Raw genomic sequence first — 25,461 nt, forward strand, 5'->3', positions numbered from 1 at the left:
GATGGATCTTCTATCAGTAAAGTTAAAAATAGGAGACCGCGAGTACCCCATGAAGGTGAAACCGGACGAAGAGGAAAGGGTACGTAATGCAGGAAAATTTATAAACGACCAATTGAAGTCTTATCGAGAAAAGTTCGGTATTGACGACAAAGAAGATTTGTTAGCCATGGTGGCCTTTGACTGCATGGTAGCCAAATTGAAAGGTGAAGAATCCAGTAGTGCAATCGATAGTACTACTGACAGTAAAATCGATTCTATTAATCAAATGGTCAAAGAAGCTATCTCTTAACTTCTAATTTCAGCTCTTTCTACCCTCTCTGCATAGATTTATACCTATGGGAGACTCATTAACAATCATAATAGTAGGCATCGCAGCACTTGCGATCGGTGTGATCATCGGAAGAATTGCCCTACAAAAAGTCAATAAAAAAGCAGCGGCCGATCTAGAAGAAAAAGCTAAACTGTTAATTAAAGAAGCTGAGATCACCGCCGAGAGCATTAAGAAGGATAAAATTCTTGAAGCTAAGGAGAAGTACCTCAAGATTAAATCTGACTTTGACGATGAGGCCAACCGTCGGAAAAATCAAATCATAGCGAACGAGAATAAAATCAAGCAGCGCGAGTCAAAAGTAAATAAACAGCAGGCCGATGCTAACCGCAAAGAAGCGGAGCTAGACAGCCTCAAACAGAATGTAGCAGCGCAGCTAGATATTGTTAAAAAGCGAAAAGAAGACCTTGAGCATAAGGTGGAAGAAAAAGTAAAAGCGCTAGAAAAAGTAGCTAACCTTTCAGCCGATGAAGCCAGAGAACAGCTCATTGAGACCTTAAAATTGGAGGCCGAATCAAAAGCCTCCGCTTTAGTGAAAGACATTATTGACGAAGCCAAATTGGCTGGTGCCAAACAGGCTAAAAAGATTGTCATAGAATCGATTCAGCGTACAGCGACAGAGCATGCCATTGAGAATTGTGTATCTATTTTTAACATAGAAAGCGATGATATCAAAGGGAAAGTGATCGGCCGAGAAGGAAGAAATATCCGAGCACTAGAAGCCGTCACTGGTGTGGAAATCATAGTAGATGATACCCCTGAAGCAATCATTATTTCAGGTTTCGATCCTGTGAGAAGAGAAATCGCTAGGCTATCACTCCATAGATTGGTCACGGACGGAAGGATTCACCCTGCACGCATTGAAGAAATAGTAGCGAAGACCACCAAGAACATCGAAGAAGAAATTTCTGAGATTGGAGAAAGAACTGTCATTGATTTAGGAATTCATGGTTTGCATCCTGAATTAATAAAAATGGTGGGCCGAATGCGTTTTAGATCTTCTTATGGACAAAACCTGTTACAGCACTCAAGAGAAGTTGCCAACCTTTGTGCCACAATGGCTTCAGAACTTGGTTTAAACACGAAGAGAGCGAAACGCGCAGGTCTATTACACGATATTGGTAAAGTATGGCATGAAGAGCCAGAGTTACCACACGCAGTTCTAGGAATGGAATTAGCTCAAAAATATAAAGAGCACCCAGAAGTATGTAACGCAATCGGTGCACACCACGATGAAGTAGAAATGACCTCCATGATCTCCCCTCTAGTACAGGCTTGTGACGCCATTTCTGGTGCTAGACCTGGTGCTAGACGTGAGGTAATGGAGTCTTACATCAAACGACTCAAAGACCTAGAAAATCTTGCCCTAAGTTTTGATGGCGTAAATAAATGCTATGCTATCCAAGCAGGTCGAGAGCTTAGGGTAATGGTAGATGCAGAATCAGTAACGGATTCAAAAGCTGGGCAGCTTTCCTTTGACATTTCTCAGAAAATAGAAAAAGAAATGCAGTACCCAGGTCAAATTAAAGTCACTGTTATCCGTGAGATGAGAGCAGTGAATTACGCCAAATAAGTAGCCTCAGAAGCCCCTTTCCACATTATAGCACTCCGCGTATCTAGCAGTGTTAGAACGGTATTTGCAAAATACCTAGTTCTGGGTATTGTCCACTCCTAGGTAAAGCCTCAACTTTGACTTGTCAGTAAGATTCAATAGTAGTCTGATTTAGTTGAGTCTCTTGGAATAGGAGGTCGTAGATGACGACCTCCAGTTCTACAAAATGAAAATAAGCACACACTTTTTCATTAAGCCATAGACAACCAAAACCAGTGCCATCATGAATTACTTTTCAAAAGCGATACAGAAAGTATCTGAGCAATTCGAATTACTAATACTGCTTGTAGTGATAGCGCTCATACTCATTTACTAAAAAAAAGCCCTCTCTGGATACACCAGAAAGGGCTTTTTTAATATGAATTTTCAATAATTACTTCAATACATTGGCCATAGTCTCACCAATATCAGCAGGAGACTTAGCTACGTGAATCCCACACTCTGCCATAATTCTCATCTTGGCCTCTGCTGTATCTTCAGCGCCACCGATAATTGCACCAGCATGTCCCATTCTTCTACCTGGAGGAGCGGTTTGACCAGCTATAAAGCCAACAACAGGTTTCTTATTACCAGTTTCTTGAATATACTTAGCAGCTTGTGCTTCGTAGTTACCACCAATTTCACCAATCATAACAATTGCATCTGTTTCAGGATCTTCCATCAACATTTGCACCGCATCTTTAGTCGGCGTGCCGATAATAGGGTCACCACCGATACCAATAGCAGTCGAAATACCCAACCCAGATTTAGCCAACTGATCGGCAGCTTCATAGGTTAATGTTCCAGACTTAGATACTAGGCCTACTCTACCTTTCTTAAATACAAAACCAGGCATAATACCAACTTTTGCTTCTCCAGGAGTAATCACACCTGGGCAGTTAGGTCCTACAAGCGTTACGTCTTTACTCTTGATATATTCTTTAGCGTGAATCATATCTTTCACTGGGATTCCTTCAGTAATAGCGATAATCACTTTGATACCAGCGTCTGCCGCTTCCATGATGGCATCAGCCGCGAAAGCAGGTGGTACAAATATGATAGATACGTTGGCACCAGCTTGCTGAACTGCATCTTCAACTGTGTTGAAAACTGGTTTGTCTAAATGAGTTTGTCCTCCTTTGCCTGGAGTAACACCACCAACGACATTGGTACCGTACTCAATCATTTGACTTGCATGAAATGTACCTTCAGAACCTGTAAATCCTTGTACAATCACCTTTGAATCCTTGTTCACTAAAACGCTCATGGTAGTGGGTTTAAATTTGAGGCAAAAATAGAATATAAAACGGCTTCAGCAAAAGGAATAATGATCAAGAAAAGGCCTTTTCTCTAACTGTGATGCGTCTTATTTCCATTCCATCGGCATTTAACAGTTTTTAACCAAAAATTTACCAACTAAACGAAACTATTTTCTTGAGGCTTGCGTCTTATATGCAGAAGTTAATTCTAAAATTGAGTTGATTTGAGTTGTTGATCAGAATTAAATTCTACTATTAACAGATTTAAAAGTAGTTAGTTAGTTTTTAGTATTTTAAGGTTGAAGATGAGAAAGCCCCTAGATTAGGGGCTTTTTCTATTTATCGCTTGTCTGAAATTCTGCTATTAATGGTAAATGATCACTTAATCTTATCATTTCGGCTTTGTCCAAAATATACTCAACCTTTAGTGACCCTTCCACCAGCTCACTCATCATATTTTTGTTAGGAACTATATAATCCAATCGCCTGCTCGGAGCATCCGATGGATGCGAAAAAATTGTTGGGTCCAAAGGATCTATAAACTGAAGACCTTTCTTTCCTTTTAACAACACCTTCATCTCCTTACTATCCGGAAGACTATTAAAATCACCCATCATTACCAAGTTTGCCTTTTTATCTTCCTTGATGAATCTGGCGAATTGATTTTTCAAGAATGAAATTTGCCCAATTCTCATTTGCTCATTCCGTTCCCCGCGGCCAGCTTTAAGATGAACTCCTGTCAAATTGAACTCATAATCGTTAGTGGGAAAAATATCGATCGACCACATTCTAGTATTCAAGTTGATCTGGGTTTCTTCATTACCATCTTTGTCAGTTATACCCGGAACTGGGGTATAAAGCGAGCCATAACTATACATAGTGCCCAGTGGCACTTTGCTCATAATCACTACGTTCATATACCACCCATCACTTTCATTTCCTGCAAAAAACTGATATCCTAAATTCGAAAAATGCTTATCTGCAATGGCTCTCAGGTACTCACTACTCTCAAACTCTTGTAATACTACGATGTCGGCATTCACTTTTTTGATCGCTTCTGCGAGCAAAGCCTCTTTTCCATTCATTTGGTCCTTAGGATCATCCTCTCTCCCATTGTTTACATACGGATTGTCATGGCCATCGACAAAATGCTCAACATTCCAGCTGAGAATTTTGATCTGATCAGGCTGATAATTAAACCCTACCGGTACACTCGTGCCTTTTCTCTTCAAAGATTGACCCGTAGCGTATGTTCCAGTGATCACCGATAAAACCATCAAGCATATGATTATTCTTTTCATTCCTTTATCTTTTCAGTAAAGTAAATATCTAGAAAGTTGACGGCTCAATGTTTCCCGTTAACGAACTGTTATAAAATCAAAAACATTGAAGCAACCAGAGTTTCGTGGAGCAAAGGTATTTGGCTTAATTTCCGGACCCGCCCTATTTATTCTAATCATACTATGGAGCCCCGAAACCGCATTGAATCCGCTGGCTTGGAAAGTAATCGCTAGTGCGGTTTGGATGGTCGTATGGTGGGTAACGGAAGCGGCACCAATAGCCGTAACAGCACTTCTACCCATAATATTGTTTCCGCTAACTGGTGTCTTTACAGTCGATGAAGCGACGGCGCCATATGCCAACAAAATCATTTTCCTATTTATGGGTGGGTTTCTACTGGGTTTGGCCATGGAACGTCACAATCTTCATAAACGGATCGCCTTAAACCTTATTAAGCTTACAGGCACAAACCCTAACGGCATAATTTTAGGGTTCATGGTTACAACTGCATTTATTTCAATGTGGATTAGTAATACTGCTACAACAGTGATGATGTTACCAATAGCTATTTCCATTACCAACCTTTTGGGAATCAATAATGAATCAGGCAAGGGGCAAAAAAGGTTTGCCCTTTCCTTAATGCTGGGTATCGCTTACGCAGCAAATATTGGCGGTACAGCCACAATCATCGGTACGCCGCCCAATGTAGCCTGGGTTGGGTTTATGAACGATATGCTGGGCGTTGAAGTGACATTTGCCAAATATTTGACGGTGGGCCTCCCCATTTGTCTTATCATGCTCACGATCACTTACCTTTTAATCACCAGGGTTTTATACCCTAGCAAATTAGATCGATTATCAGAATCTTCTCAGGTAATAGAAGACCAACTCATTGCACTTGGTCAAATTAGTAAAGCTGAAAAGAGAGTCGCTATCATTTTTGTATCGACTGCTTTGGCTTGGATACTTAGAGGTAGTATTAACAACTGGTTCGATACTAATCTATTAAACGATTCGATTATCGCCATGGCAGGAGGCATTTTGATGTTCATAACACCTTTGAACATCAAGAAAGGGCAGTACTTAATGGAATGGGAATACACTTCAAAACTACCTTGGGGAATACTCCTGTTGTTTGGTGGCGGACTCACCTTGGCTAAGGCAATGGAAAAGTCGGACATCGTGCAAATAGTCGGAGAATCAATAGCTGGAAATGGAGACATCAATACCATTTTGCTAGTTGCAGGTCTGATTGCTTTTATGCTATTTATGACTGAGTTAATGAGCAATGTAGCTCTAACAGTCATTTTTATTCCTGTGGTCATTGGTATATCTATAAGCTTAAAAATTAACCCGATGTACCTTACCATGCCCGTTACCCTGGCAGCTAGTTATGCCTTTATGATGCCTATCTCTACCCCTCCAAATGCTATTGTATTCTCGAGCGGAATGGTAAGAATCAAGGATATGATGAGAGCTGGTATCCTATTGAATGTAATTGCCATCCTGCTATTGGTGATCTTATCGCAAACCCTCATTCCTGCCATTTATTAATATGAAAGAATCAGCGCTACACTTCGACCAGATAGTACAAGATCGTAGGTCGGTTCGTATTTATGATTCCGATGCATTCTTTGACCATGACGCTGTAAAAAGAAGTATTGAGCGCGGTATTTTGGCGCCTAACAGCAGTAACATGCAACTGTGGGAATTCTACCGTATTAAATCACCTGAGGCGTTGAAAAAAGTAGCTTGGATGTGTATGAACCAAAAAGCTGCCAAAACTGCAAGAGAATTAGTGGTGGTAGTGGGGAGAAGAGACCTTTGGAAAAAACGTCAAGAAGCATTGGTAGCAGAAATGGAGCGAGTTTATCCAGATGCGGCATCGAAACCTGCGAAACGAGCCATGAACTACTATAAAAATCTAATCCCAAAGTACTATTGGACAGACTGGTTGGACCTTTGGGGTATTGGTAAAAAGATTTTTTTCTTTTTTGCTGGCTTGAAAGGCCCAATGGTAAGGCATGGCAATAGAGCCGATATTAGAATCTCTGTTCACAAAAGCGCTGCGCTGGCAGCTCAGAATTTTATGATGAGCATGAAGGCCGAAGGCTATGACACTTGCCCCATGGAAGGTATGGACGCCAAACGAATAAAAAGCTTCTTGAAATTACCTAGAAAAGCCGAAGTAGTAATGGTGATTGGATGTGGGCCTGCCGCTGAAGACGGTATCTATTCCGGTAGGTTCAGAATACCCAATGAAGAAGTCATTTTCGAGGTATAACCCTACTTTTTCTTCTTCATTACTGTAAAGGTCTGTTGCTTCAAGTGAAACGGTATAACGTGTGAGCCCCATTCAATAAATGGCATACAAATTAGGGTACTATTGAAGTAATATTCTCCCATGTTATACTCTTTAAATTCGTAGTCCTTGAGAAATGACAAATCGAAAGTCTGAAGATTCGCCTTTTGTAAAGTCTGCACTTTTTTAACATCTACTTTTAATAGTGTCGGCGTGGCTTTTTCGAATTTAAACTGATGCGTTTTAACAGGAGTATCGGCCTTAGCTAAATTGTCGTTGGATGTTTGACCCAATAACAAGCCGGATGAAAGAAATAATAAGGCAAGTGTTTTTAAAAGCTTCATAGTTCATGATTTTGATTAAAAACTAAATTCAGTTCTCCTTCAGGCTACTTTCTTACCCGTCAGACTCCTTTTAATCAACGCTTTACGAGCGAATTGGTTTACCTCAAAAGAGTTTTATTTCTTTCGCATGCTCATATCTGTATCTCGTTTCGCCTTAAACTCCGACCCCTCATTCCATTGTGGGAAATAAGTTTCATTAGCCAGTTTATAACCTACGTTGAATAGCAATTGCGCGTCTAAAGCAATTCCTTTCAAATCCCATTCTTCTGGTATGTAATTGTCCAAAGGCATATGGTATCGAACAGAAAGGTATTCTTGGGTCTTTTCTTCAATAAAATCTACCCCTTTATCCATAGACTCATAAGAACCTGAAGCGTAAAGAGCAGGTATACCGATTTTCGCAAAGTTGAAGTGATCTGATCGGAAGAAATAACCTTTTCCTGGGTCTGGATCTGGAATCACATATCTCCCTTGTTTTTTTGCTTCTGCCGTGGCATAATTGTCCAATTCCGACTGACCATAGCCTGTAATTGTTAAGTCCTTCATTTCACCATAAGCAGGCAAACCATCGATATTGATATTCGCCACGGATTGGTTCGGAGGGAAAATTGGGTTTTGGCCATAATATGCCGACCCTAGTAGTCCTTGCTCTTCTGCAGTTACAAAAAGAAATACTACAGATCTTTCAGGTTTGGTTTCCAGATTGGCAAAGGCCTCAGCGATAGCTAAAATACCAGTTACACCAGTAGCATTATCGTGCGCACCATTGTATATAGAATCTCCATCAACTGGGGCACCAACACCTAAATGATCCCAGTGGCCAGAATAAATAATATACTCATCTGGTCTTTTGCTCCCTTCAATCATTGCCACGACATTTCTAGACATGTCTTTCTTTATTTCATTCACCACCCCTCCACTGAATTTCATATTCATATCTACAGGCTTAAAATCTTTATTTCTGGCCATTTCAGAGTAGTTCTTAATGCCAGCGCTTTGGAATAATTTTACAGCAGAGCTTCTGGTAATCCAACCCTGCAAGGCACAGGTATATGGAGGATTTGGATCGTCGAGGTTTAGTTTGGCACCCGTCCAAGAGCTTTCGACTACTAACCAAGGATAGCCTGCTGGAACAGTTTCATGAACGATCAGCACTGCAGCTGCTCCTTGTCTTGCGGCCTCTTCATATTTATAAGTCCACCGACCATAATAAGTCATTTCATCTCCTTTAAAAAGTGTGCTATCACCAGACCCAAAACCAGGATCATTCACCAAAACGATCACAGTTTTGCCCGTAACATCCATACCTTCATAGTCATTCCAGCCATATTCAGGGGCTACAATTCCATATCCAGCAAAAACGACGTTTGACTGAAAAACTTGCGCCATTTCCTCGACTTGCTGAGTGTAAATAACTGCCTCACTTCCAGTTTTAAACCGAAATCTATCTTCAGAATCATTTACATCAAACACTACGTTGGGCGACTGTTTTCCTTTGATTTCTACTAACGGCACGTCTTGAAAATAACTATCACCATTTCCCGGTTTTAGTCCCATTGCCCTTAATTCCGACTCCAGATAATAAATGGTTTTCTCTTCACCTTCTGTAAAGGGCTTCCTACCCATAAAATCATCAGAAGCAAGGATTTCCATATGCCTTGCGATGGTCAACGTATCAATATTTACGTCCACCGTAGGCGTATCAGGGCTTGACTGACAGCTGGCGATGACAAGTAAAACAGCAAGGCAACCTAAAAATTTCTTCATGACACACATTTAAAAGCAAACGAAGATATATATTTTTTGAGGTTTAGTTTCGTAATCTTCACCTAAGACTATAGTTTTATGTTATGAAGCGACGTATTTCTGCACTTAGTTTAATGCTCACCTTTGTCTCAGCGACCATTTTTGGGCAAAGTTATTCCGATATCGCGAATTTGAAGACAGGCGACTATGATGCTTCTGCTGCGCCAGTTGTTGGTTTATGGGAAGTTTTGGAAGTTATAGTCGGAGACGAAAAACTTACACCTACTGCCAAATGGTTTCATCTCCTCTCCGATGGCTCAATGACAAGTGGAAATGGTTGGGTACAGAATTTCGACGGAAGTTTCAATTATGATCGTGACACTAAAAAGCTTTTACAGGCAAGCCAAGGTACAGTCGACGAATTTGGTGCTTTTGATGTGACCATAACTAAGGATGGCATGGTTTGGAAGCGGCTAGAAATGGAAACCCCGGTAAAAGTGACTCTCAAAAAAGTTGATAAAAAACCATTGGCTCCGTGGGATATAATTATCGGTAACTGGGAGGTGGAAGAGCAGACTATTAATTCAAATAAAGACGATCATGCGCCTGAGGATAACTTTGTGAATTTTTCGGCGATCTATTTTGGCTGGGATAGGCGTTTTAAAAAGTACGATGAAACTGGAAAGCGGATTGAGACAGGAATTTGGCATATAGAAGCGCATTCCAACTGGATATGGTTAATTAGTGATAAAGACAACACTAAGACTGGGTTCGACCTTGATCTTTCAACAAAATCGCTTAAGCTTGAACATAAGACTGAACTACAGACGCTAAAGATTAAGCTGTTAAGGGATAAATGAGGAGATTATCCAAATTCTAATACCCATACTTCTCTTTCCACATAGCTTTTAAACGCTTCCTCATTTCCTCTTCACGGGCGTTCTTACCGGGGTCGTAAAGCGTCGTTCCTTTAATCTCATCTGGCAAGAATTCTTGATTGACAAAGTTTCCCGGAAAGTCGTGAGAGTACTTATAGCCTTTTCCATAACCCTCCTCTTTCATCAGTTTAGTTGGCGCATTTCTTATGGGTAAGGGCACAGGCAAATCACCAGTTTTCTGTACTAAGTTCTGTGCATGATTAATGGCCATATAAGCCGCGTTACTCTTAGGAGAAGATGCCAAGTAGGTTACAGCTTGCGAAAGAATGATTCTTCCTTCTGGATAACCAATCATATTTACTGCTTGAAAAGCATTAGTCGCGATAACCAAAGCAGTTGGATTTGCATTGCCAATATCTTCCGATGCTAAAATGACCAATCGGCGAGCAATAAACTTAACGTCTTCCCCACCCTCAATCATTCTAGCCAAATAATAAACGGCCGCGTTGGGATCGCTACCCCTGATAGACTTTATGAATGCCGAAATAATATCGTAGTGCTGATCACCTGATTTGTCATAAGTGGCAACTCTCTGCTGTGCAATATTGATGACTTGCTCATCGGTAACCGTGACTTTATCCCCACCGATATTTTCAACAACCAAATCCAGTAAATTAAGGAGCTTACGGGCATCACCTCCAGAGATATTGAAGAGTGCTTGAGTCTCTTTTAAGGTGACCTTTTTCTTGTTAAGAATATCATCCTTTTCTAAAGCCACTTCTACCAATCGTGTCAAGTCTTCTTTCGATAGATTCTTAAGCGTGTAAACCTGTGATCTGGATAAAAGAGCCGAATTCACTTCAAAAGATGGGTTCTCGGTTGTAGCTCCAATTAAAGTAATATCACCCTTTTCAACAGCACCCAACAGTGCATCTTGCTGGCCTTTGTTGAACCGATGAATCTCATCAATAAAAAGGATAGTGTTCGATTGAAATTTGGCACGTTGGATCACATCTCTGATTTCTTTTACCCCCGAACTAATCGCGCTTAGGGTAAAAAAGGGTGCTTTGACAGCATTCGCAATAATATTTGCGATGGTGGTTTTTCCTACACCCGGAGGTCCCCAGAGTATCATAGATGGAATACTCCCAGACTCGATGGCGCGCCGAAGAACGCCATTTTTACCTACCAAATGTTCCTGACCAATTAAGTCGTCGAGCAATTGAGGTCGGGTACGTTCTGCCAGAGGTTTTGAGGAGAAATCCATTCCATGAAATTAGGAATGTTGGCGTAGAAATACTGAGCGATGAACAAGAATTCATCGCTCAGCACATAAAAATTTATTCTCTTTGAAGTAGCCTGATAGGGTTAACTTTTGAAGCCGCGATAGTTTTTATGCTTACACTGGCCAAACTGATCAGTAGAATGGATAAACTAGGTCCCAGAATTAAAACTAGCCCGACCGATATTCTGTAAGGGAAAGACGCTAACCAATTCTCAACTGCCCAAAGTGATAATGGTGTGGCAACAACTGAAGCTAACAAGACAAGGATGAGGAAATCTCGGTTTAAATGATTCACGATACTCGATGCCTTCGCCCCTAAGACTTTACGTATACCGATCTCTTTACTACGAGAAACCGTGATAAAAGAAGAAAGACTGTAGAGCCCTATACTCGCGATCAGTATAGCGATAATCGCAAAGAAACCGAATGACCTTCCAAATCGCCCTTCCTGCTCATAATTTTGAATGAAATGAGCATCTAAAAAGAAATAGTCGAATGGATTTCCTGGGAATACTTGATTAAAAATAGTCTCTATCTCAGCCAAATTCTGCCTTAAATCTCCACCCGCTAGCTTTATCATATGATAATCCAAACCTCTACTTCTAGTACTGACAATCATGGGTACGACAGCATTTTTGAGATTGGTATGGTGATAATCGGAAATAACACCAACTACATTGACCCATTCATTCCCATCATAAATGCGTTTATCAATCGCATCCTCAGCATTTGCCAAACCCAAAGCTGCAACCGCAGATTCGTTCAAAATCGCTGACTTTTCATCACTTAATGCATTTCTAAAATCTCGGCCCGCCACAAATGGTATGTCAAGCAAATCGAAATAATCAAACTCCACATAAATTGCCCGCGCCTCAATTTCATTTTCTTCAACCTCTGTCAGGTTAATGTCTTTACCCTTTCTCAAGTTACTTCCAGGAAGCGCATCCGTAACAGCATAGTTTCTAACAGCAGATTTCTCAGTCAATAAAGACTTGAATAAAGTCTTATAATCTCTATCGTCATCAGGCATCATATTTAAATTACCGGGCTCCGCAATCACTAAAACTTGCTCCGGGTCCATCCCCAAATCATTATTAATCATATAATCGACCTGTTTTACGATAGCGAGTAAACCTGTAATAAGGAAAACCGATATACTAGCTTGAAGTATGACGAGACCTTTTCTGACGACCAACCCATTAGTGGATGTTTTGAATACACCTTTTAAAACGGTTACAGGTTTGAATCCTGATAAAACCAACGCAGGATATACACCCGCCAAAAGGCCAGAAAGGAGTACAATACCGCCTACAATGATTATAGCCTCTGGGTTATTAAAGAGGTGCCACTTTTCAGAAACAGGCAAGAAGTCATTAAAGTATGGGAAGGCAAGGTTAAAGAAAACCAAACCCAGCATGAAAGACAGAAATCCAATAAAAACCGATTCAAATAGAAATTGCCAAACCAATTGTTTTCTAGTACCACCGAGCACTTTTCTCATACCCGTTTCTTTAGCTCGACCCAAAGCCGTGGCGGTCGTTAGGTTGATGAAATTAACCCAAGCAAGCACCAGTACGAAAACACCCAAAATCAAAAGGATGTTAAGTTTTTCTAAATCAGCACCGGCTTTTAATTCTTCTCTGATCGTAGCCGAAGTATGAATCTGTTGGATAGGTTTTAAACCGATTTTGAATGAATAACCTGGATATGTGACTAGTTCATTAATATTAGTTTCCAACATAGACACGATTGAAGCTTGATCGGCCGCAGGTGTTAATTTCAGATAGGTTAAAAAATCATTACTCCCTCCCCAATCTTCTTCATATCGAAATTTGGCCGTCATATCTCTTCTCACATCGCGCGTGTAGAGCGTCTGAAAGGAGATTAGCATATCAAAAGCAAGGTGAGAGTCTCCTGGGTAATCTTCAAAAACACCTGTGACAGTTAGTACTTCGTGATTTCCATCGCCATCATCGTCATCGTAAATAATGGTTTTACCCATGGCAGAGGCTCCTTGGAAATACTTACGCTGCAAGGATTGAGAAATAATAACTTCGTTTGGTTGATCCAAAACATAGGCTGGGTTGCCTTCAATAAGGTTGAGATCCAATAGGCTTGGTGCATGCTGTGTGGCATGCATAATTCCGTTTTCATTGAAAGAATTCCGACCGCTTTCATCCAAACTGATGACACAGTTATTATCACCACTAGTATTATAAAGCTTAAAATAATCTACTACTTGCGGAAAAAGCTCATAGGCACTTCTGCCCACAGGCGGAACACTTTCTGCTGTTTCAAAAACCGTAGTATTATCTTTTAAAAGAGTACTGTTGACGCGGTATAAATCAGCTGCGTGCTGATTAAAATTGTCGTAGTTTTTTTCAAAAGAGACGTATTGAAAAATGGCCAGAAAAACCATAAAACCACACGCTAAACCAAAAAGGTTGGTGGCAGTTTGAAATTTGTTTCGCTTAAATGAGCGAAGAGTGACCTTTAAAGAAATCATAGCTAAAAAATTAAGTTTGACCGTTGTTTTATTTTGTATTCGTATTAATCGAAGGGCCGAAAAAGCATCTAAAAAATAAAAGAAGGTGGCTATCGATTTTCCCCTTTCCTCTACTCTCCAGCAATAAACCTCATGAATATCACCAAGCACTTCTTCAGCGTAGCTCTTCCGACAAAATAGCTTTACCAGCCATTCCGCGAATTTCGAAGGTGCTATAGGTTCATTTGATTGCATTAGGACATTTTAGGTACCATATCCCATATTTGAGTTTTGGTTTTCACAGCTTCTTCAGCACTGTAGTAACCAAGTTCTGTGGCTTCATACATTACCTTACGCCTACCGCCTCTTTGTGCGGAAGGTTCCCCCGTGTAGGACTTCAGCATCTTCTTTTTCTCCAGGCGCTTTAAAACCATAACGACCGCCGGTAGCGTTATCGTTTTGTTTGTATGACCCTCGTAAAGCTTGACCAACTCCGCCCCATAAGAGGCTCTTTCTCTTAATACAAGCAAGAGAATCAACTCCTCAAGTGCTCCCAATGTCTGATTCATCATGATAGATTTTAATTACCTTAACGCAAGTATACAAAACATTTGTTAAGGATATAAAATAATTAACTAAATATTTGTTTAGGAAATAGAATATCGGGCTATGTTTTTAACCAAACGATTCATTTTTAACCAATCCACTCCCGAGGAAATTCTTCCGCTCCCTTAAAAACCATCCTTAATCGATACATGGCGGCGTAAGTTTGATCAAACAAAATTTTAAACTCATGAAAAACAAAAGCAACAACATAACACGCACCATATTACTGGTTTTCTCATCTCTTCTGCTTATGGCTTCTCAAGCAAAAGCCGACTTAGTCAATGGAACCATTAAAACTAAAGTGATTGGCCAAGGTCAGGCCGTCATTATGATTCCAGGCCTGACTTGCGATGGTTCTGTTTGGGATGAAACAATCGCGGCGATGGGCTCTAACTACGAGTACCACGTTATGACACTACCTGGTTTTGCTGGAAATGCTCCTTTGGCCGATGTTGAAGCAGGGTTCTTCAAGCAGGTTGAAGCTATGGTCTTGGACTATATAGACAAGAACAACATTGAAAAGCCAATTATCATTGGCCACAGCTTAGGTGGATTTATGGCACTAAACATTGCAATCAAACGACCAAATCTACCGTCTAAATTGGTAATTGTTGATTCGCTGCCTTATCTCACGAGCATACAAATGCCACAAGCTCAAAACGCAGAACAAGCTAAGCAAATGGCCCAACAAATGAAGGCGATGGTTATTGCCAGTGGTACTCAACCAAGAGCGAGCAAAGTAGCTTACCAAAAGCAGATGCTCCAAAGCATGATATTAGATGCAAAGAAGATTGACATTGCGGCAGGTTGGGGAGCCGATAGCGACAGCCCGACAGTAGCGCAGTCGATGTATGAAATGTACACGACCGATATCAGAGAGGATTTAGCAAAAATTAAGGTGCCTACGCTTGTGCTCGGGGCTTGGGTAGCATATCAACCCTACGGCAACACCAGAGAAAGTACTCTTGCTTTATACAAAGGCCAGTATGAAAAACACCCTAATGTAACTGTAGACATGACTGATATTGGCAACCACTTTATCATGTGGGATGATCCAGAGTTCTTTTACGGTTGGTTGAAAAAATTCCTTTAACAGAAAATACCTGAATGGTGGATGATTAATGCTAAATTATCCACTATACTTTACCCATGAATAAGCGATTAATATATTGGCTCTGTCAAATTACAGGTTGGACACTCTATTCTGCGTTCTCCCTATCAATGATTGTCGTATTCGGTGGACTTGAATCCTTAACGACGTCTGCCATTTTTCTTCAGCTTATCATTTTTGCCGCACTCATTACAGCTTCCCATTTATTCAGGCTTTATATCAAGCGAAAAAATTGGCTCTCCCTTAAAATCGTTCCACTCTCCTTTCGAGTGATTCTTGGTGCCCTGATCCTGGCGGTAATAGCCCAAATTGCCATTCATTTTGTCATTTATGGCCTGATTCCATCCGATGATTTATCGGAGTTTAGCTTCATTAGTTTTGTTGGGTATGTTTTTGGGGTTTTTGGGGTACTTGTGCTTTGGTCGGCCATTTATATTCTTATTAAATCTATTCAAAAGGGTCAGCAGGGTGAAATTGAAAAACTTGAACTGAAATCGGCACTCCAAGAAGCCGAACTCATGATATTGAAGAATCAAATCAATCCGCACTTCTTATTTAATGCCCTCAATAATATACGATCGCTAATTCTAACCGATCAGGACCGAGCGAGGCATATGGTGACGCATATTTCTGATTTATTGCGCTATTCTATCCAGTTTAATGCCTCTGAAAAGGTCACGCTAGAAGAAGAAATGGAGATCGTAAGGGACTACCTCCAGTTAGAGTCTATCCAGTTCAACGATCGGCTTGCGTACATTTTCAATATTGACGAAGAAACGAAATCATTAAAAATTCCACCAATGGCCATTCAATTATTGGTCGAAAACGCCATAAAACACGGACTTTCTATTCAAAAGAACGGTGGTTTCATTCGTGTTGAATCAACTCACAAAGACGAATGGCTGATTATTAAAGTGACTAATACAGGGCAACTCGGGACTAAAAAGAAAAGGGAGGGTATAGGACTGAAAAACTTAGTGGAAAGGATGAAAATACTTTTTGGCGAATTTGCAGAATTCAAACTAGAAAATTCTTCAGCAGACACGGTTACTGCTTCACTTAAAATTCCTGTTACATGAAAGCCGTTATAGTCGACGACTCAAAACTAGCGCGTCAAGAGTTAAAGCATCTACTCAAGTCATTCAATGATGTGCAGATTATCGGTGAAGCGGAAAATGCCGAGGAGGCAGAAGCTCTAATCGCTGAAAAGAAACCTGAACTCATTTTTTTGGATATTCAAATGCCGGATAAAGACGGTTTTGAGCTATTGGAGTTGTTAGAAGAGGTACCAGAAATAATATTTATTACGGCGTATGACGAATATGCCATGCGAGCCTTCGACCATAATGCCTTGGATTACCTCCAAAAACCGATTAAAGAAGACCGCCTATCGCTGGCCTTAGAACGCGCTGCACAAAAATTAAAATCTCGGTTGGACGAGAGCAAAAAAAACCAACAACTGGGTTTACACAATCAGGTTTTTGTTAAAGATGGAGAGCAGTGTTGGTTTGTGACTTTAGCGGATATAAGCGTTTTTGAAATTTTGGGGAGTTATACCAGAATTTACTTTAAGGAACAGAAACCTATGATTCCAAGATCCCTAAATTATATGGAGTCAAGACTTGATCCCGAGGCGTTTTTTAGAGCCAATCGGCAACAGATCATTAATCTCAAATTCGTAGAAAGAATTGAACCTTGGTTTAGCGGCACGCTAAAAGTCTATCTTAAGGGAGGCGAGGAAATTGAAGTTTCCAGAAGGCAGAGCATTAAATTCCGAGAAATAATGAGTTTTTGATTCATCGGTCTCGACTAAGGAGTCGCTTTAATTTTGAAAATTATTTCTTTGGATGTACCAGCATAAACTCTAATTTCCCTCTATGAACCGGGTAGAAATTAGAGCAAAACTTGAAGAGACTTATAAGCAGTTTGGAGAGTTCTTAAGCGACTTATCAGAAGATGAATTTGACTACGCTCCTCCCGGGAAATGGAACGCTGGCCAGCAAGCAGAACATCTAATAAAAAGTACTAAACCTATTTTAAATGGGCTAAGTGTACCTAAAATGATGATCGGGATGCAATTTGGAAAAGCCAATCGGCCTAGCAGAACTTATCATGAGCTAGTAGAGCGATATCAGGAGCAATTGGCCAGCAACGACAAGCCTGCCCCATCAGCATTCGCGCCAGGAAAAGTCAGTTTTTCCGATGTCCCCAAGTTGGTGAAAACGCAAAATGAGATTATCGAGAAAATCGTCAAGAAGCTTGACAACTGGTCTGGTAAGGATATGGATAAATATGTATTTCCGCATCCACTTTTAGGCAAAGTGACGGTTAGGGAAATGATGTATTTCACAATTTATCATGCCGATCACCACCAGAGCATTATTAAGCTTTACTTGCGTGGTGTTTAACCACCAAAAGCCTCCTCTAATGAAAAAACTAATCCTATTATTAATCGTGACGCTTTCGATCGGAAATATCAAGGGACAATCAAAAGCTGATCCCGTAAAGGTTGCGGTAATCGGATTAACCCATACGCATGTACACTGGATATTAGGCCGCGAAGACCTAGGTGACATAGAAATAATAGGAATTGTAGAACCAAACAAAGACTTAGCCAGCCGATATGCTAAACAGCATGGCTATTCTATGGACATGGTTTATGAGTCTATGGAGGCCTTAATGGCCAATAAATCACCAGAAGCGGTTACTGCATTTGGCACTATTTACGATCACTTGGCTGTGGTAGAGTTTTTCGCACCAAAAGGTATTCATGTCATGGTAGAAAAACCTCTGGCTGTAAGCTTTAAGCATGCCGAGAAAATGAAACGTTTGGCTGAAAAGCATAATATCCATTTGCTCACGAACTACGAAACCACTTGGTATGGGAGTAATTTCAAGGCTTATGAAATGGTGCATCATGACAAGACCATTGGTGAAATTAGAAAAATCGTTGTGCACGATGGCCATCGCGGACCCAAAGAAATTGGTGTAAATGAGGAATTTTTGGAGTGGCTGACCGATCCTGTTTTGAATGGTGCGGGTGCCTTGACGGACTTTGGCTGTTATGGCGCTAATTTGGCCACTTGGCTAATGAAAGGTGAAAGGCCAGAATCTGTATTTGCCCTAGCGCAAACTAACAAACCTGATTTATACCCTAAGGTAGATGATGATGCAACGATTGTATTAAAATACCCCAAAACCCAGGTTATCATACAAGCTTCTTGGAATTGGCCAGTGAGCCGAAAAGACATGGAGGTATATGGGGAAAACGGACAAATAATCGCTGACAATGGTTCCACCTTGCGCTACAAACTAGGTGATGATCATAAGGAAGTGACTTTGACCGAATTGAAAAAATCAAGTCCTTTAGACGATCCGTTCAGCCTCTTAGCTGGTGTCGTTAGGGGCACTATTAAGCCCTTACCGACGGATTTATCTGCCCTAGAAAATAATATGATCGTTATGGAAATACTCGAAGCTGCTAAAAAGAGTGTAGCGAGCGGAAAATTAGTGAAACTAAAAAACTGAGTAAATCCTTCGCCACCTTACCAAAAACGAATTCCCCTAATCCAAGAACTTTAAACACACAGGTGTAGGCACTTCCGCAATGTAACCCGTATCGGTAAGTTCTCCCGTTTCCTGATTTATCGCGAAAGTCACGATAGTATCGGTATTCTGATTCGCTACCAATAAAAAACGGCCTGAAGGGTCAATTTCAAAATCTCTTGGCACCTCACCAAGCGTAGAATGGCGACTTACAAAGGCTAAAGTTCCATTCTCTGCAATAGAAAAGGTCACAATTTCATTTATTTCGCCTCGGTTGGAAGCATAAAGGAATTTACCATTGGGATGCACCTTAATCGCGGCACTTGCAGGCTCTCGATTATCATCGTCTTCCTGTGTAGAAATCATTTGCAAACTCCTTCTAAATCGGTTGTCTTTATGCGTCGAAAGCACTTCTACGGTACCGATCAGCTCATTCAACATATAGCCAATTTCCAGTGTTGGGTGTAATGCCATATGCCTGGGGCCAGACATACGTGGAGAATTCGGGTAATCTCCCACATAGTCCAAAGTCATAGAAAGCGTATCTAATTTATACTCATAGATTCTGTCGGCCCCGAGGTCTACCGCCGCCACCCAGTTTTTTGTGGGGTGCTGAAAGATCTGATGAGCATGTGCTGCTTCTTGTCTCGGGTGAGAAGAACTCCCCTCATGTTTTTTATAACTACTATATGGTAATAACAGTCCGTCTTCTTGAATTGGATAGAGGACTACACTCCCACCGACGTAATTGGCCGCCATTACAAAAGTTCCTGTATTATCGATCGTGATGTAACAAGGGTACTGACCCATACTACTAACTTCATTTAGATACCGGAGGCTATTCTCTTCGCGGTCGTATTCTAGGGCAGTTACAGAAGCAAAACTTTCTTCGCCGCCATCATATTCATTTACCGCATAAACCCATTTCCCATTTTCATGGACTGCCAAATAAGATGGGCTGGTAATCTGATCAGACACGCCTAAATAGCGTAAGGCACCAGTTTTCTTATTCATTTCGTACATATAAATCCCTTCACCTTGACCGTCTACGTGCCCCTCTTTTTTGGTGTAGGTACCAACAAAAAGAATCTCTACATCTTCAGGCTTTTCCATAGCAGCTTCTTTCTTTTCAGACTGGCAACTCATCATAAATAAAAGTGCCAAAACGATCAATATAGAGTGTTTCATCTTAAAGGGTTTTAAGAACTGCAATGAGTTCTGTCATGTGATCATCAGTGAAATCATGATGCGTTACGAAACGGATAAGTTGTGGCCCAAAGCCAAACGCATGGATGTTTTTATCTGCCAGTTTCTTCAAAAAGGCATCGTTAGTGTACTTATCTGAGAGTTTAAAAATGAGAATATTTGTCTCACAAGGATATACTTCTTCAACATAGGCCAAATCACCAAGAACGGTAGCTATTGCCTTGGCACGATCATGATCTTCAACCAGCCGATCGACTTGATAGTCTAGGGCATAATTGGCAGCAGCCGCAATATATCCAGCTTGCCGCCATGCACCACCCATAACTTTTCTTATTCGTTTCGATCTTTTAATATCATCATGATTACCCAATAATATTGAACCAACTGGTGCGCCAAGCCCTTTCGATAGGCATATGGAAATAGTATCAAAAACTTCACCGTAAGCCTTCGGGTCTTGACCAGTCGCAATGAGGGCGTTAAACAAGCGAGCACCATCTAAGTGAAGCGCCAATCCATTGGTATCACATATTTCTCGTATCGCGGTGATCTCATCAAAATCATAGCAGCTTCCACCACCTTTATTCATCGTATTTTCAAGAGAAACTACACGTGAAACTGGTGCATGGATATCATCTGGTTGAATAGCTGCTTTTACGTCCTCAGCTTTTATCAAACCCCGCTCTCCTTCTAACAATCGAACAGAAACTCCCGAATTGGACATTAAGCCGCCGCTTTCGTAGAGGTAAATATGGGAGTATTTGTGGCAGATAACTTCATCTTGCAAAGTAGTATGAAGTCGAATACCTATTTGATTGGTCATTGTACCAGAAGCACAATAGAGGGCAGCTTCCATCCCAAACATATCGGCAGCCCGCTTTTCTAATGCCGTTACACTTGGATCTTCTCCAAACATGTCATCACCAACTTCAGCAGACATCATAGCGTCCAACATTCCTGGTGTTGGCTTTGTCAGTGTATCACTTCTTAAATCTATCACTATTTAAAATATTTTGACTTCGAACTATTCTCAGGTATGAGCCCACTAATGGCATTCGCTGCTTCAATTGGTCGATCTGTCGCCAATATATCGGCTCCTCGATTAATGAAGTCCGCATATATTGAATCTCCCTTAGCCAAGGCCTTTTTATCCAAGTTACCAAGTACGCCTAAAATAGTATAAATCCCTTTTTCATGTAAGAACTTATAGATTGAAAGGTCTGGCTCGGAAACACCCGTAAAAGCTATCATATTCTCATCTGGAATGCCTAGCTTTTTATGTGCCTCATAAGCTTCAATATTACCGATACCCACGGAAATCATAAGCTCTGGCGCATTCTGATAGACCAACTGCGCATCATTTGCACTATATGTAATAATGGCTGAATAATCTTCAGCTTTTGCCTGCCTTACTTGAGCGATCACTTTTTGAAAGGGAACACCTCGTTTTACATCCAGAGTTAGCAATGCCTTTTCCTTGGTCCATTCTAGCACTTCAAGTAGTGTAGGCACTTTAAAGTCCGTCAGCTCACCATCATTATCCACCAACTGGAGCGATTGTATATACTCCCATGTAACGTTGCGCACTAAACCCGTACCATTAGTTGTGCGGTCAAGTGAATTGTCGTGCATCATCACTAATACAGAATCTAAGGTCATTTCTATATCACACTCTATCACCGCGGGTGTGGCTTTAAGAACCATATCAAATGTCTCGATCGCATTTTCCGGAAAGCCTGGGTAAGGACCTCCGCGGTGTGCACTAATCATGGGAATTCTATCGTCAGACCAAGAATAGAAGGATTTGGTCTCGCCATCAGGGATTGAAATGGCATTTGTGTTGACTTGTATTGGTTCTTCTTTTTGGTCTTTGGCAGGCTGTGAACAGCTAAAGCAAAATAGAATAAGTAAGAAAAACGTGAATCTGGTATTAGTAGAAAACATGAATGATTTTGGCCTGAAGGTATAGGGCTCAGAAGGGAAGTGCAAGAGTTTTTTGTAAAGTCATTCCCGATGCGATAGACCTTATGTCCATCGCATCGGTAATCTCCAATAATAACCTAAACATATGAAGATTGTGATGTCAAACATCCTAAATGACCGGACCGTCTGTCACTTTTTGGGTGTGTAATCTCCTAAGTGAGCTCTTAAATTTTGAAGCTCACTTCTTATTTCATCATGTAAAACGCGCGGCACTTCTTGTAAGTAGCCAGCAAAGTGATTATCCAACTTAATAATCATTTCATTCTTGCTCTTCCTACCCTTTTCAGTCAAAACCACATGAAAAGAGCGTCCATCCTCTTTATTAACAACGCGCTGAATCCATCCATTTTTCTCCATCCTTACTAGCATCCTAGATATGGAGGGCAAATCCTGGAGCGTCACACCACTGATCTCAGTTGGCGTTACGCTGCCGTGATTCCATAAAATAATCAACACCTGCCACTGCTCAGGAGTAACTTGATACCCTTTGAGCGCCCGTATCAGCTCCCTGTGAAATAGCAGGTATGCCCGATATAGGTTGTAGCCTAAGTTGTTATTGAGGTGAAAGAGAGCCTTACCGAAATCCATATTTGGTGGTAAAATCTTGTTAAAACTAAGCTAAAAAACTTGTCTAGACAAGTTTTTTTTGAAAAAAAATTAACTTAAATGTGACTTCGGATCCAAAAGTCACATGACTTGATTAATTGGAATATCCTGATTTAGAAAAGCGTTGACGCGATGCTTCTAAAAACATCGATTAAGTAGCACTGGTGGCTTATTTTTAACGAGAACGGTATTAAGAGCGCTTCTTCTTTGAAGTGATAGTTTCTAAATCGCTCAGCTCAAGATTAAGCGCCTTAGTGGAAATTTGTGTTTCAACAAATGATAAAACAAGTGATCCAAGTAATAAAAATAGGCTTGCACCAAAGATATAATCTGCAACTACTTGTTTAGATAAATACATTAACACCATACTTAACACACAGCAAAAAAAACTGGCAATTCCGAGCGCTTGCATATTGCGGATTAATAATAACCTGGTTTTCAAATTCTTAATTTGACCGAGTACTGGAGCTTCCATCCCAGGTGTTTCTTTATATCGCTGCCTTAATCCTCTGGCTAAGGTTGCCAGTGCCACAAATCGATTAGTAAAAGCTAGTAACAGAAGAGTTATTGCAGGAAAAAGTAGCGCTGGAGTCGTTATATCTATCTGCATGCTAATCCTTTTTACCTGGGAATTTATGCTCAATTTTCTTCCAACCACAAAACAGCGTACCAAGTCCAGATAGATACAAGATGGTTTTTGAAATATAGAGGTCAAAATCGCTCATTTCTACTTCAATGATAAAAATGGCTACTACTCCTATAACGGTGAGCAATAGCCCCATCCAAAAGAGTAAATTGATTTGTGCTGGACTCATATGGCAAAGATTGGCAAAAAATATTTAACCAACTAGATACAAGAATTCGTCCTTCTCTATTTTCAATTAACTACAGTAAATCTAGAGCTATAAATAGATCGATAAATTACCTCGATCGAAATCTAAAGCGGCACTTCAAATCGTAATAAAAATAGCAATTGAACCTGACCTAGTTTGCCCTAGGTTGAAAGAGGGCGTCATGTCTTATCAGCATGACGCCTAATTTGTGTCTTGCGTATTACATCTCCTTAAAAAAAGTACCCAATCTCACCATCCTACGCATCCATTTCCAATACATAGGTCGTATAGTGTGTAGCAATTGATCAGTAACCTAGTTTGCCCTGGGTTACACATTGGATGCTGTGCCAGTCGTCAAGCACGGTATCATTGTTAAACTTAGCCTCGTCATTGTTGCAAAACGATGGCGAGGCATTAAATCCACATCTTTTTTCGAATCAATTTATAGTGGTACTTTCAAGTACTTATTATAGTCTTCAAATAAAAAACCCGCCCTTATCAAATGATTAAGGCGGGTTTCAAAATTAGATTTTTGTATTCCTATAGGTGAATAACCTCATCATATGCGGCAGCAGCAGCTTCCATTACTGCTTCTGACATGGTCGGGTGTGGGTGAACCGTTTTAATGATTTCATGCCCTGTAGTCTCTAGTTTTCTAGCTGCTACCACTTCCGCGATCATCTCTGTTACATTAGCACCAATCATATGTGCACCTAGCCACTCACCATACTTAGCATCAAAGATCACTTTCACGAATCCGTCACTTGCACCAGCAGCTTTCGCTTTACCAGATGCTGAGAATGGGAATTTACCTACTTTCACTTCATAGCCAGCGTCTTTGGCAGCCTGCTCGGTATAGCCAACTGAAGCGATTTCTGGGCTACAGTATGTACATCCCGGTATATTGTTATAATCCAACGGCTCAACGTGCATGCCTTGAATCTTTTCTACACAAATAATTCCTTCAGCAGAAGCTACATGAGCTAGAGCTGGTCCATGAACAATATCTCCGATCGCGTAGATGCCTGGAATATTCGTTTTGTAGTAGTCATCTACAAGTACTTTTCCTTTATCTGTAGCTACACCAACATCTTCAAGGCCGATTCCCTCAAGGTTAGTAGAAACACCAACAGCTGATAGTACAACATCTGCTTCAATTACTTCTTCCCCTTTTTTAGTCTTGACATTAACCTTACACTTAGCTCCTTTAGTATCAACTGACGTCACTTCAGAGTTCGTCATGATCTTCATTTTGGCCTTTTTGTAAGTTCTTTCTAATTGCTTAGAAACGTCAACATCTTCTACCGGCACAATGCGATCTTGGTATTCAATAACCGTTACTTGAGTTCCGATTGAATTGTAGAAATAAGCGAATTCAACACCTATAGCTCCAGAACCAACGATCACCATAGACTCTGGCTGCTTGTCCATAACCATGGCTTCGCGATAACCGATAATCTTCTTTCCATCAATCGGTAAGTTTGGCAACTCTCTTGATCGACCACCAGTGGCTACAATAATATGCTCTGCCGTATAATCAACTTTCGACCCGTCTTCGGCAGTAACTTCAACTTTTTTACCAGCCTTCAGCTTACCGAATCCTTCGATATGATCGATTTTATTTTTCTTGAATAGAAATTGAATGCCTTTGCTCATTCCTCCTGCCACATCGCGACTTCTTTTGATCATTCCATCAAAGTCAACAGCTGCACCATCTATCTTAATGCCATAATCCTGAGCGTGTTGTACATATTCAAAAACCTGCGCACTCTTCAAAAGTGCTTTGGTCGGAATACAACCCCAGTTCAAACAAATTCCTCCTAATTCTGAGCGTTCTACCACTCCTACTTTCAATCCAAGCTGAGATGCTCTAATCGCTGCCACATATCCTCCAGGACCACTTCCAATGACTATTAGATCGTATTTTGTTGCCATATTTCTATTATTTTTTCTCGTTTTGAAGAGCCGCAAAGTTAAGCCAAATACGAAGACAAAAAAATACTAGAATTGTAGGAGTTAATCCTTTTAGTTTTATTTGAAACTTGATAGTGGAGTAGACTTTCCATTATCAAAG

At 40.7% G+C, this 25,461-nt stretch carries 24 protein-coding genes and 1 pseudogene; 10 read left to right on the forward strand and 15 right to left on the reverse strand.

Annotated elements, in window-relative coordinates:
* The first annotated feature begins 1 nt into the window (after position 1).
* Both BFP71_RS01695 and rny read left to right on the forward strand, forming a co-directional pair.
* Positions 2 to 289, forward strand: a complete 288-nt coding sequence (locus BFP71_RS01695) for a cell division protein ZapA (RefSeq protein WP_069833727.1) — start codon at positions 2 to 4, stop codon at positions 287 to 289.
* Between the two features lie 46 nt (positions 290 to 335).
* On the forward strand, positions 336 to 1,901 hold the full coding sequence (gene rny, locus BFP71_RS01700; RefSeq protein ID WP_069833728.1) for a ribonuclease Y: 1,566 nt from the start codon (positions 336 to 338) through the stop codon (positions 1,899 to 1,901).
* Between the two features lie 412 nt (positions 1,902 to 2,313).
* On the opposite strand, the gene sucD is transcribed toward rny, so the two are convergent.
* Positions 2,314 to 3,186 (reverse strand): succinate--CoA ligase subunit alpha, encoded by an 873-nt coding sequence (gene sucD / locus BFP71_RS01705; RefSeq protein ID WP_069833729.1) that lies wholly within the window; start codon positions 3,184 to 3,186, stop codon positions 2,314 to 2,316.
* A 327-nt stretch (positions 3,187 to 3,513) separates the two neighbouring features.
* A complete protein-coding gene (locus BFP71_RS01710; protein ID WP_069833730.1) occupies positions 3,514 to 4,479 on the reverse strand; it encodes an endonuclease/exonuclease/phosphatase family protein in 966 nt (321 codons plus the stop codon).
* A gap of 85 nt (positions 4,480 to 4,564) precedes the next feature.
* On the opposite strand from BFP71_RS01710, the gene BFP71_RS01715 reads away from it, so the two are divergent.
* The gene (locus BFP71_RS01715) at positions 4,565 to 6,013 is read left to right on the forward strand and encodes an SLC13 family permease (protein WP_069833731.1); all 1,449 of its coding nucleotides are present in this window, start codon (positions 4,565 to 4,567) and stop codon (positions 6,011 to 6,013) included.
* A gap of 1 nt (position 6,014) precedes the next feature.
* Positions 6,015 to 6,743, forward strand: coding sequence for a nitroreductase family protein (locus BFP71_RS01720; RefSeq protein ID WP_069833732.1), 729 nt, complete (start codon positions 6,015 to 6,017; stop codon positions 6,741 to 6,743).
* Between the two features lie 2 nt (positions 6,744 to 6,745).
* Here the strand turns inward: BFP71_RS01720 and BFP71_RS01725 are convergent, their stop codons facing one another.
* The gene (locus BFP71_RS01725; RefSeq protein WP_069833733.1) at positions 6,746 to 7,105 is read right to left on the reverse strand and encodes a hypothetical protein; all 360 of its coding nucleotides are present in this window, start codon (positions 7,103 to 7,105) and stop codon (positions 6,746 to 6,748) included.
* A 114-nt stretch (positions 7,106 to 7,219) separates the two neighbouring features.
* Positions 7,220 to 8,872, reverse strand: coding sequence for a M28 family metallopeptidase (locus tag BFP71_RS01730; protein ID WP_069833734.1), 1,653 nt, complete (start codon positions 8,870 to 8,872; stop codon positions 7,220 to 7,222).
* An 83-nt stretch (positions 8,873 to 8,955) separates the two neighbouring features.
* Here BFP71_RS01730 and BFP71_RS01735 point away from each other — a divergent pair, with 83 nt between their 5' ends.
* A complete protein-coding gene (locus BFP71_RS01735; protein WP_141719652.1) occupies positions 8,956 to 9,711 on the forward strand; it encodes a hypothetical protein in 756 nt (251 codons plus the stop codon).
* A 16-nt stretch (positions 9,712 to 9,727) separates the two neighbouring features.
* Here the strand turns inward: BFP71_RS01735 and BFP71_RS01740 are convergent, their stop codons facing one another.
* The 4 genes and pseudogenes from BFP71_RS01740 to BFP71_RS01750 form a co-directional block, all read right to left on the reverse strand.
* On the reverse strand, positions 9,728 to 10,996 hold the full coding sequence (locus BFP71_RS01740; RefSeq protein WP_069833736.1) for a replication-associated recombination protein A: 1,269 nt from the start codon (positions 10,994 to 10,996) through the stop codon (positions 9,728 to 9,730).
* A 73-nt stretch (positions 10,997 to 11,069) separates the two neighbouring features.
* Complete coding sequence (locus tag BFP71_RS01745; RefSeq protein WP_176723298.1) at positions 11,070 to 13,520, reverse strand: ABC transporter permease; 2,451 nt, start codon at positions 13,518 to 13,520, stop codon at positions 11,070 to 11,072.
* A gap of 48 nt (positions 13,521 to 13,568) precedes the next feature.
* A pseudogene (locus BFP71_RS19495) lies at positions 13,569 to 13,754 on the reverse strand (permease prefix domain 2-containing transporter); the annotation flags it as partial.
* Positions 13,754 to 14,071, reverse strand: coding sequence for a helix-turn-helix transcriptional regulator (locus BFP71_RS01750; RefSeq protein ID WP_088124828.1), 318 nt, complete (start codon positions 14,069 to 14,071; stop codon positions 13,754 to 13,756). The pseudogene BFP71_RS19495 and the gene BFP71_RS01750, both read right to left, overlap by 1 nt.
* A gap of 221 nt (positions 14,072 to 14,292) precedes the next feature.
* Between BFP71_RS01750 and BFP71_RS01755 the strand changes: the two genes are divergently transcribed.
* The 5 genes from BFP71_RS01755 (at position 14,293) to BFP71_RS01775 (ending at position 18,744) form a co-directional block, all read left to right on the forward strand.
* Complete coding sequence (locus tag BFP71_RS01755; RefSeq protein WP_069833738.1) at positions 14,293 to 15,198, forward strand: alpha/beta fold hydrolase; 906 nt, start codon at positions 14,293 to 14,295, stop codon at positions 15,196 to 15,198.
* A gap of 56 nt (positions 15,199 to 15,254) precedes the next feature.
* Entirely contained in the window at positions 15,255 to 16,295 is a 1,041-nt protein-coding gene (locus BFP71_RS01760; protein ID WP_088124829.1) for a sensor histidine kinase, read from the forward strand.
* Positions 16,292 to 17,011, forward strand: a complete 720-nt coding sequence (locus tag BFP71_RS01765) for a LytR/AlgR family response regulator transcription factor (RefSeq protein ID WP_069833740.1) — start codon at positions 16,292 to 16,294, stop codon at positions 17,009 to 17,011. Before BFP71_RS01760 ends, BFP71_RS01765 begins: the two co-directional genes overlap by 4 nt.
* Positions 17,012 to 17,093: 82 nt before the next feature.
* Positions 17,094 to 17,624 (forward strand): DinB family protein, encoded by a 531-nt coding sequence (locus BFP71_RS01770; RefSeq protein WP_069833741.1) that lies wholly within the window; start codon positions 17,094 to 17,096, stop codon positions 17,622 to 17,624.
* Between the two features lie 19 nt (positions 17,625 to 17,643).
* The gene (locus BFP71_RS01775; RefSeq protein ID WP_069833742.1) at positions 17,644 to 18,744 is read left to right on the forward strand and encodes a Gfo/Idh/MocA family protein; all 1,101 of its coding nucleotides are present in this window, start codon (positions 17,644 to 17,646) and stop codon (positions 18,742 to 18,744) included.
* 36 nt (positions 18,745 to 18,780) lie between these two features.
* Here BFP71_RS01775 and BFP71_RS01780 read toward each other — a convergent pair whose 3' ends face one another.
* The 7 genes from BFP71_RS01780 to lpdA form a co-directional block, all read right to left on the reverse strand.
* Positions 18,781 to 19,950 carry a lactonase family protein gene (locus BFP71_RS01780; protein WP_069833743.1) on the reverse strand — a complete coding sequence of 390 codons (1,170 nt, stop codon included), beginning with the start codon at positions 19,948 to 19,950 and terminating at the stop codon, positions 18,781 to 18,783.
* A 1-nt stretch (position 19,951) separates the two neighbouring features.
* Entirely contained in the window at positions 19,952 to 20,968 is a 1,017-nt protein-coding gene (locus BFP71_RS01785) for a threonine aldolase family protein (protein ID WP_069833744.1), read from the reverse strand.
* Positions 20,965 to 21,909, reverse strand: a complete 945-nt coding sequence (locus BFP71_RS01790; protein ID WP_069833745.1) for a glycerophosphodiester phosphodiesterase family protein — start codon at positions 21,907 to 21,909, stop codon at positions 20,965 to 20,967. Before BFP71_RS01790 ends, BFP71_RS01785 begins: the two co-directional genes overlap by 4 nt.
* A 168-nt stretch (positions 21,910 to 22,077) precedes the next feature.
* A complete protein-coding gene (locus BFP71_RS01795; RefSeq protein WP_069833746.1) occupies positions 22,078 to 22,536 on the reverse strand; it encodes a MarR family winged helix-turn-helix transcriptional regulator in 459 nt (152 codons plus the stop codon).
* A gap of 208 nt (positions 22,537 to 22,744) precedes the next feature.
* The gene (locus tag BFP71_RS01800) at positions 22,745 to 23,164 is read right to left on the reverse strand and encodes a DUF2721 domain-containing protein (protein ID WP_069833747.1); all 420 of its coding nucleotides are present in this window, start codon (positions 23,162 to 23,164) and stop codon (positions 22,745 to 22,747) included.
* Between the two features lies 1 nt (position 23,165).
* Positions 23,166 to 23,369, reverse strand: a complete 204-nt coding sequence (locus tag BFP71_RS01805) for a hypothetical protein (RefSeq protein ID WP_069833748.1) — start codon at positions 23,367 to 23,369, stop codon at positions 23,166 to 23,168.
* A gap of 558 nt (positions 23,370 to 23,927) precedes the next feature.
* Positions 23,928 to 25,322: a dihydrolipoyl dehydrogenase gene (gene lpdA / locus BFP71_RS01810; RefSeq protein WP_069833749.1), complete on the reverse strand. Its 1,395-nt coding sequence runs from the start codon at positions 25,320 to 25,322 to the stop codon at positions 23,928 to 23,930.
* Positions 25,323 to 25,461: the final 139 nt, after the last annotated feature.

Source organism: Roseivirga misakiensis (genome assembly GCF_001747105.1).
GTDB lineage: Bacteria > Bacteroidota > Bacteroidia > Cytophagales > Cyclobacteriaceae > Roseivirga > Roseivirga misakiensis.

Excerpts from the sequence above, each read along its gene's own strand:
- BFP71_RS01735 (WP_141719652.1), top strand. The coding sequence starts at position 8,956 with ATGAAGCGACGTATTTCTGCACTTAGTTTAATGCTCACCTTTGTCTCA.
- BFP71_RS01710 (WP_069833730.1), bottom strand. The coding sequence starts at position 4,479 with ATGAAAAGAATAATCATATGCTTGATGGTTTTATCGGTGATCACTGGA.
- BFP71_RS01755 (WP_069833738.1), top strand. The coding sequence starts at position 14,293 with ATGAAAAACAAAAGCAACAACATAACACGCACCATATTACTGGTTTTC.
- BFP71_RS01795 (WP_069833746.1), bottom strand. The coding sequence starts at position 22,536 with ATGGATTTCGGTAAGGCTCTCTTTCACCTCAATAACAACTTAGGCTAC.
- BFP71_RS01805 (WP_069833748.1), bottom strand. The coding sequence starts at position 23,369 with ATGAGTCCAGCACAAATCAATTTACTCTTTTGGATGGGGCTATTGCTC.
- lpdA (WP_069833749.1), bottom strand. The coding sequence starts at position 25,322 with ATGGCAACAAAATACGATCTAATAGTCATTGGAAGTGGTCCTGGAGGA.
- BFP71_RS01775 (WP_069833742.1), top strand. The coding sequence starts at position 17,644 with ATGAAAAAACTAATCCTATTATTAATCGTGACGCTTTCGATCGGAAAT.
- BFP71_RS01765 (WP_069833740.1), top strand. The coding sequence starts at position 16,292 with ATGAAAGCCGTTATAGTCGACGACTCAAAACTAGCGCGTCAAGAGTTA.
- BFP71_RS01800 (WP_069833747.1), bottom strand. The coding sequence starts at position 23,164 with ATGCAGATAGATATAACGACTCCAGCGCTACTTTTTCCTGCAATAACT.
- BFP71_RS01760 (WP_088124829.1), top strand. The coding sequence starts at position 15,255 with ATGAATAAGCGATTAATATATTGGCTCTGTCAAATTACAGGTTGGACA.
- BFP71_RS01730 (WP_069833734.1), bottom strand. The coding sequence starts at position 8,872 with ATGAAGAAATTTTTAGGTTGCCTTGCTGTTTTACTTGTCATCGCCAGC.
- BFP71_RS01750 (WP_088124828.1), bottom strand. The coding sequence starts at position 14,071 with ATGATGAATCAGACATTGGGAGCACTTGAGGAGTTGATTCTCTTGCTT.
- BFP71_RS01770 (WP_069833741.1), top strand. The coding sequence starts at position 17,094 with ATGAACCGGGTAGAAATTAGAGCAAAACTTGAAGAGACTTATAAGCAG.
- BFP71_RS01740 (WP_069833736.1), bottom strand. The coding sequence starts at position 10,996 with ATGGATTTCTCCTCAAAACCTCTGGCAGAACGTACCCGACCTCAATTG.
- BFP71_RS01720 (WP_069833732.1), top strand. The coding sequence starts at position 6,015 with ATGAAAGAATCAGCGCTACACTTCGACCAGATAGTACAAGATCGTAGG.
- BFP71_RS01790 (WP_069833745.1), bottom strand. The coding sequence starts at position 21,909 with ATGTTTTCTACTAATACCAGATTCACGTTTTTCTTACTTATTCTATTT.
- BFP71_RS01725 (WP_069833733.1), bottom strand. The coding sequence starts at position 7,105 with ATGAAGCTTTTAAAAACACTTGCCTTATTATTTCTTTCATCCGGCTTG.
- sucD (WP_069833729.1), bottom strand. The coding sequence starts at position 3,186 with ATGAGCGTTTTAGTGAACAAGGATTCAAAGGTGATTGTACAAGGATTT.
- BFP71_RS01745 (WP_176723298.1), bottom strand. The coding sequence starts at position 13,520 with ATGATTTCTTTAAAGGTCACTCTTCGCTCATTTAAGCGAAACAAATTT.
- BFP71_RS01780 (WP_069833743.1), bottom strand. The coding sequence starts at position 19,950 with ATGAAACACTCTATATTGATCGTTTTGGCACTTTTATTTATGATGAGT.
- rny (WP_069833728.1), top strand. The coding sequence starts at position 336 with ATGGGAGACTCATTAACAATCATAATAGTAGGCATCGCAGCACTTGCG.
- BFP71_RS01695 (WP_069833727.1), top strand. The coding sequence starts at position 2 with ATGGATCTTCTATCAGTAAAGTTAAAAATAGGAGACCGCGAGTACCCC.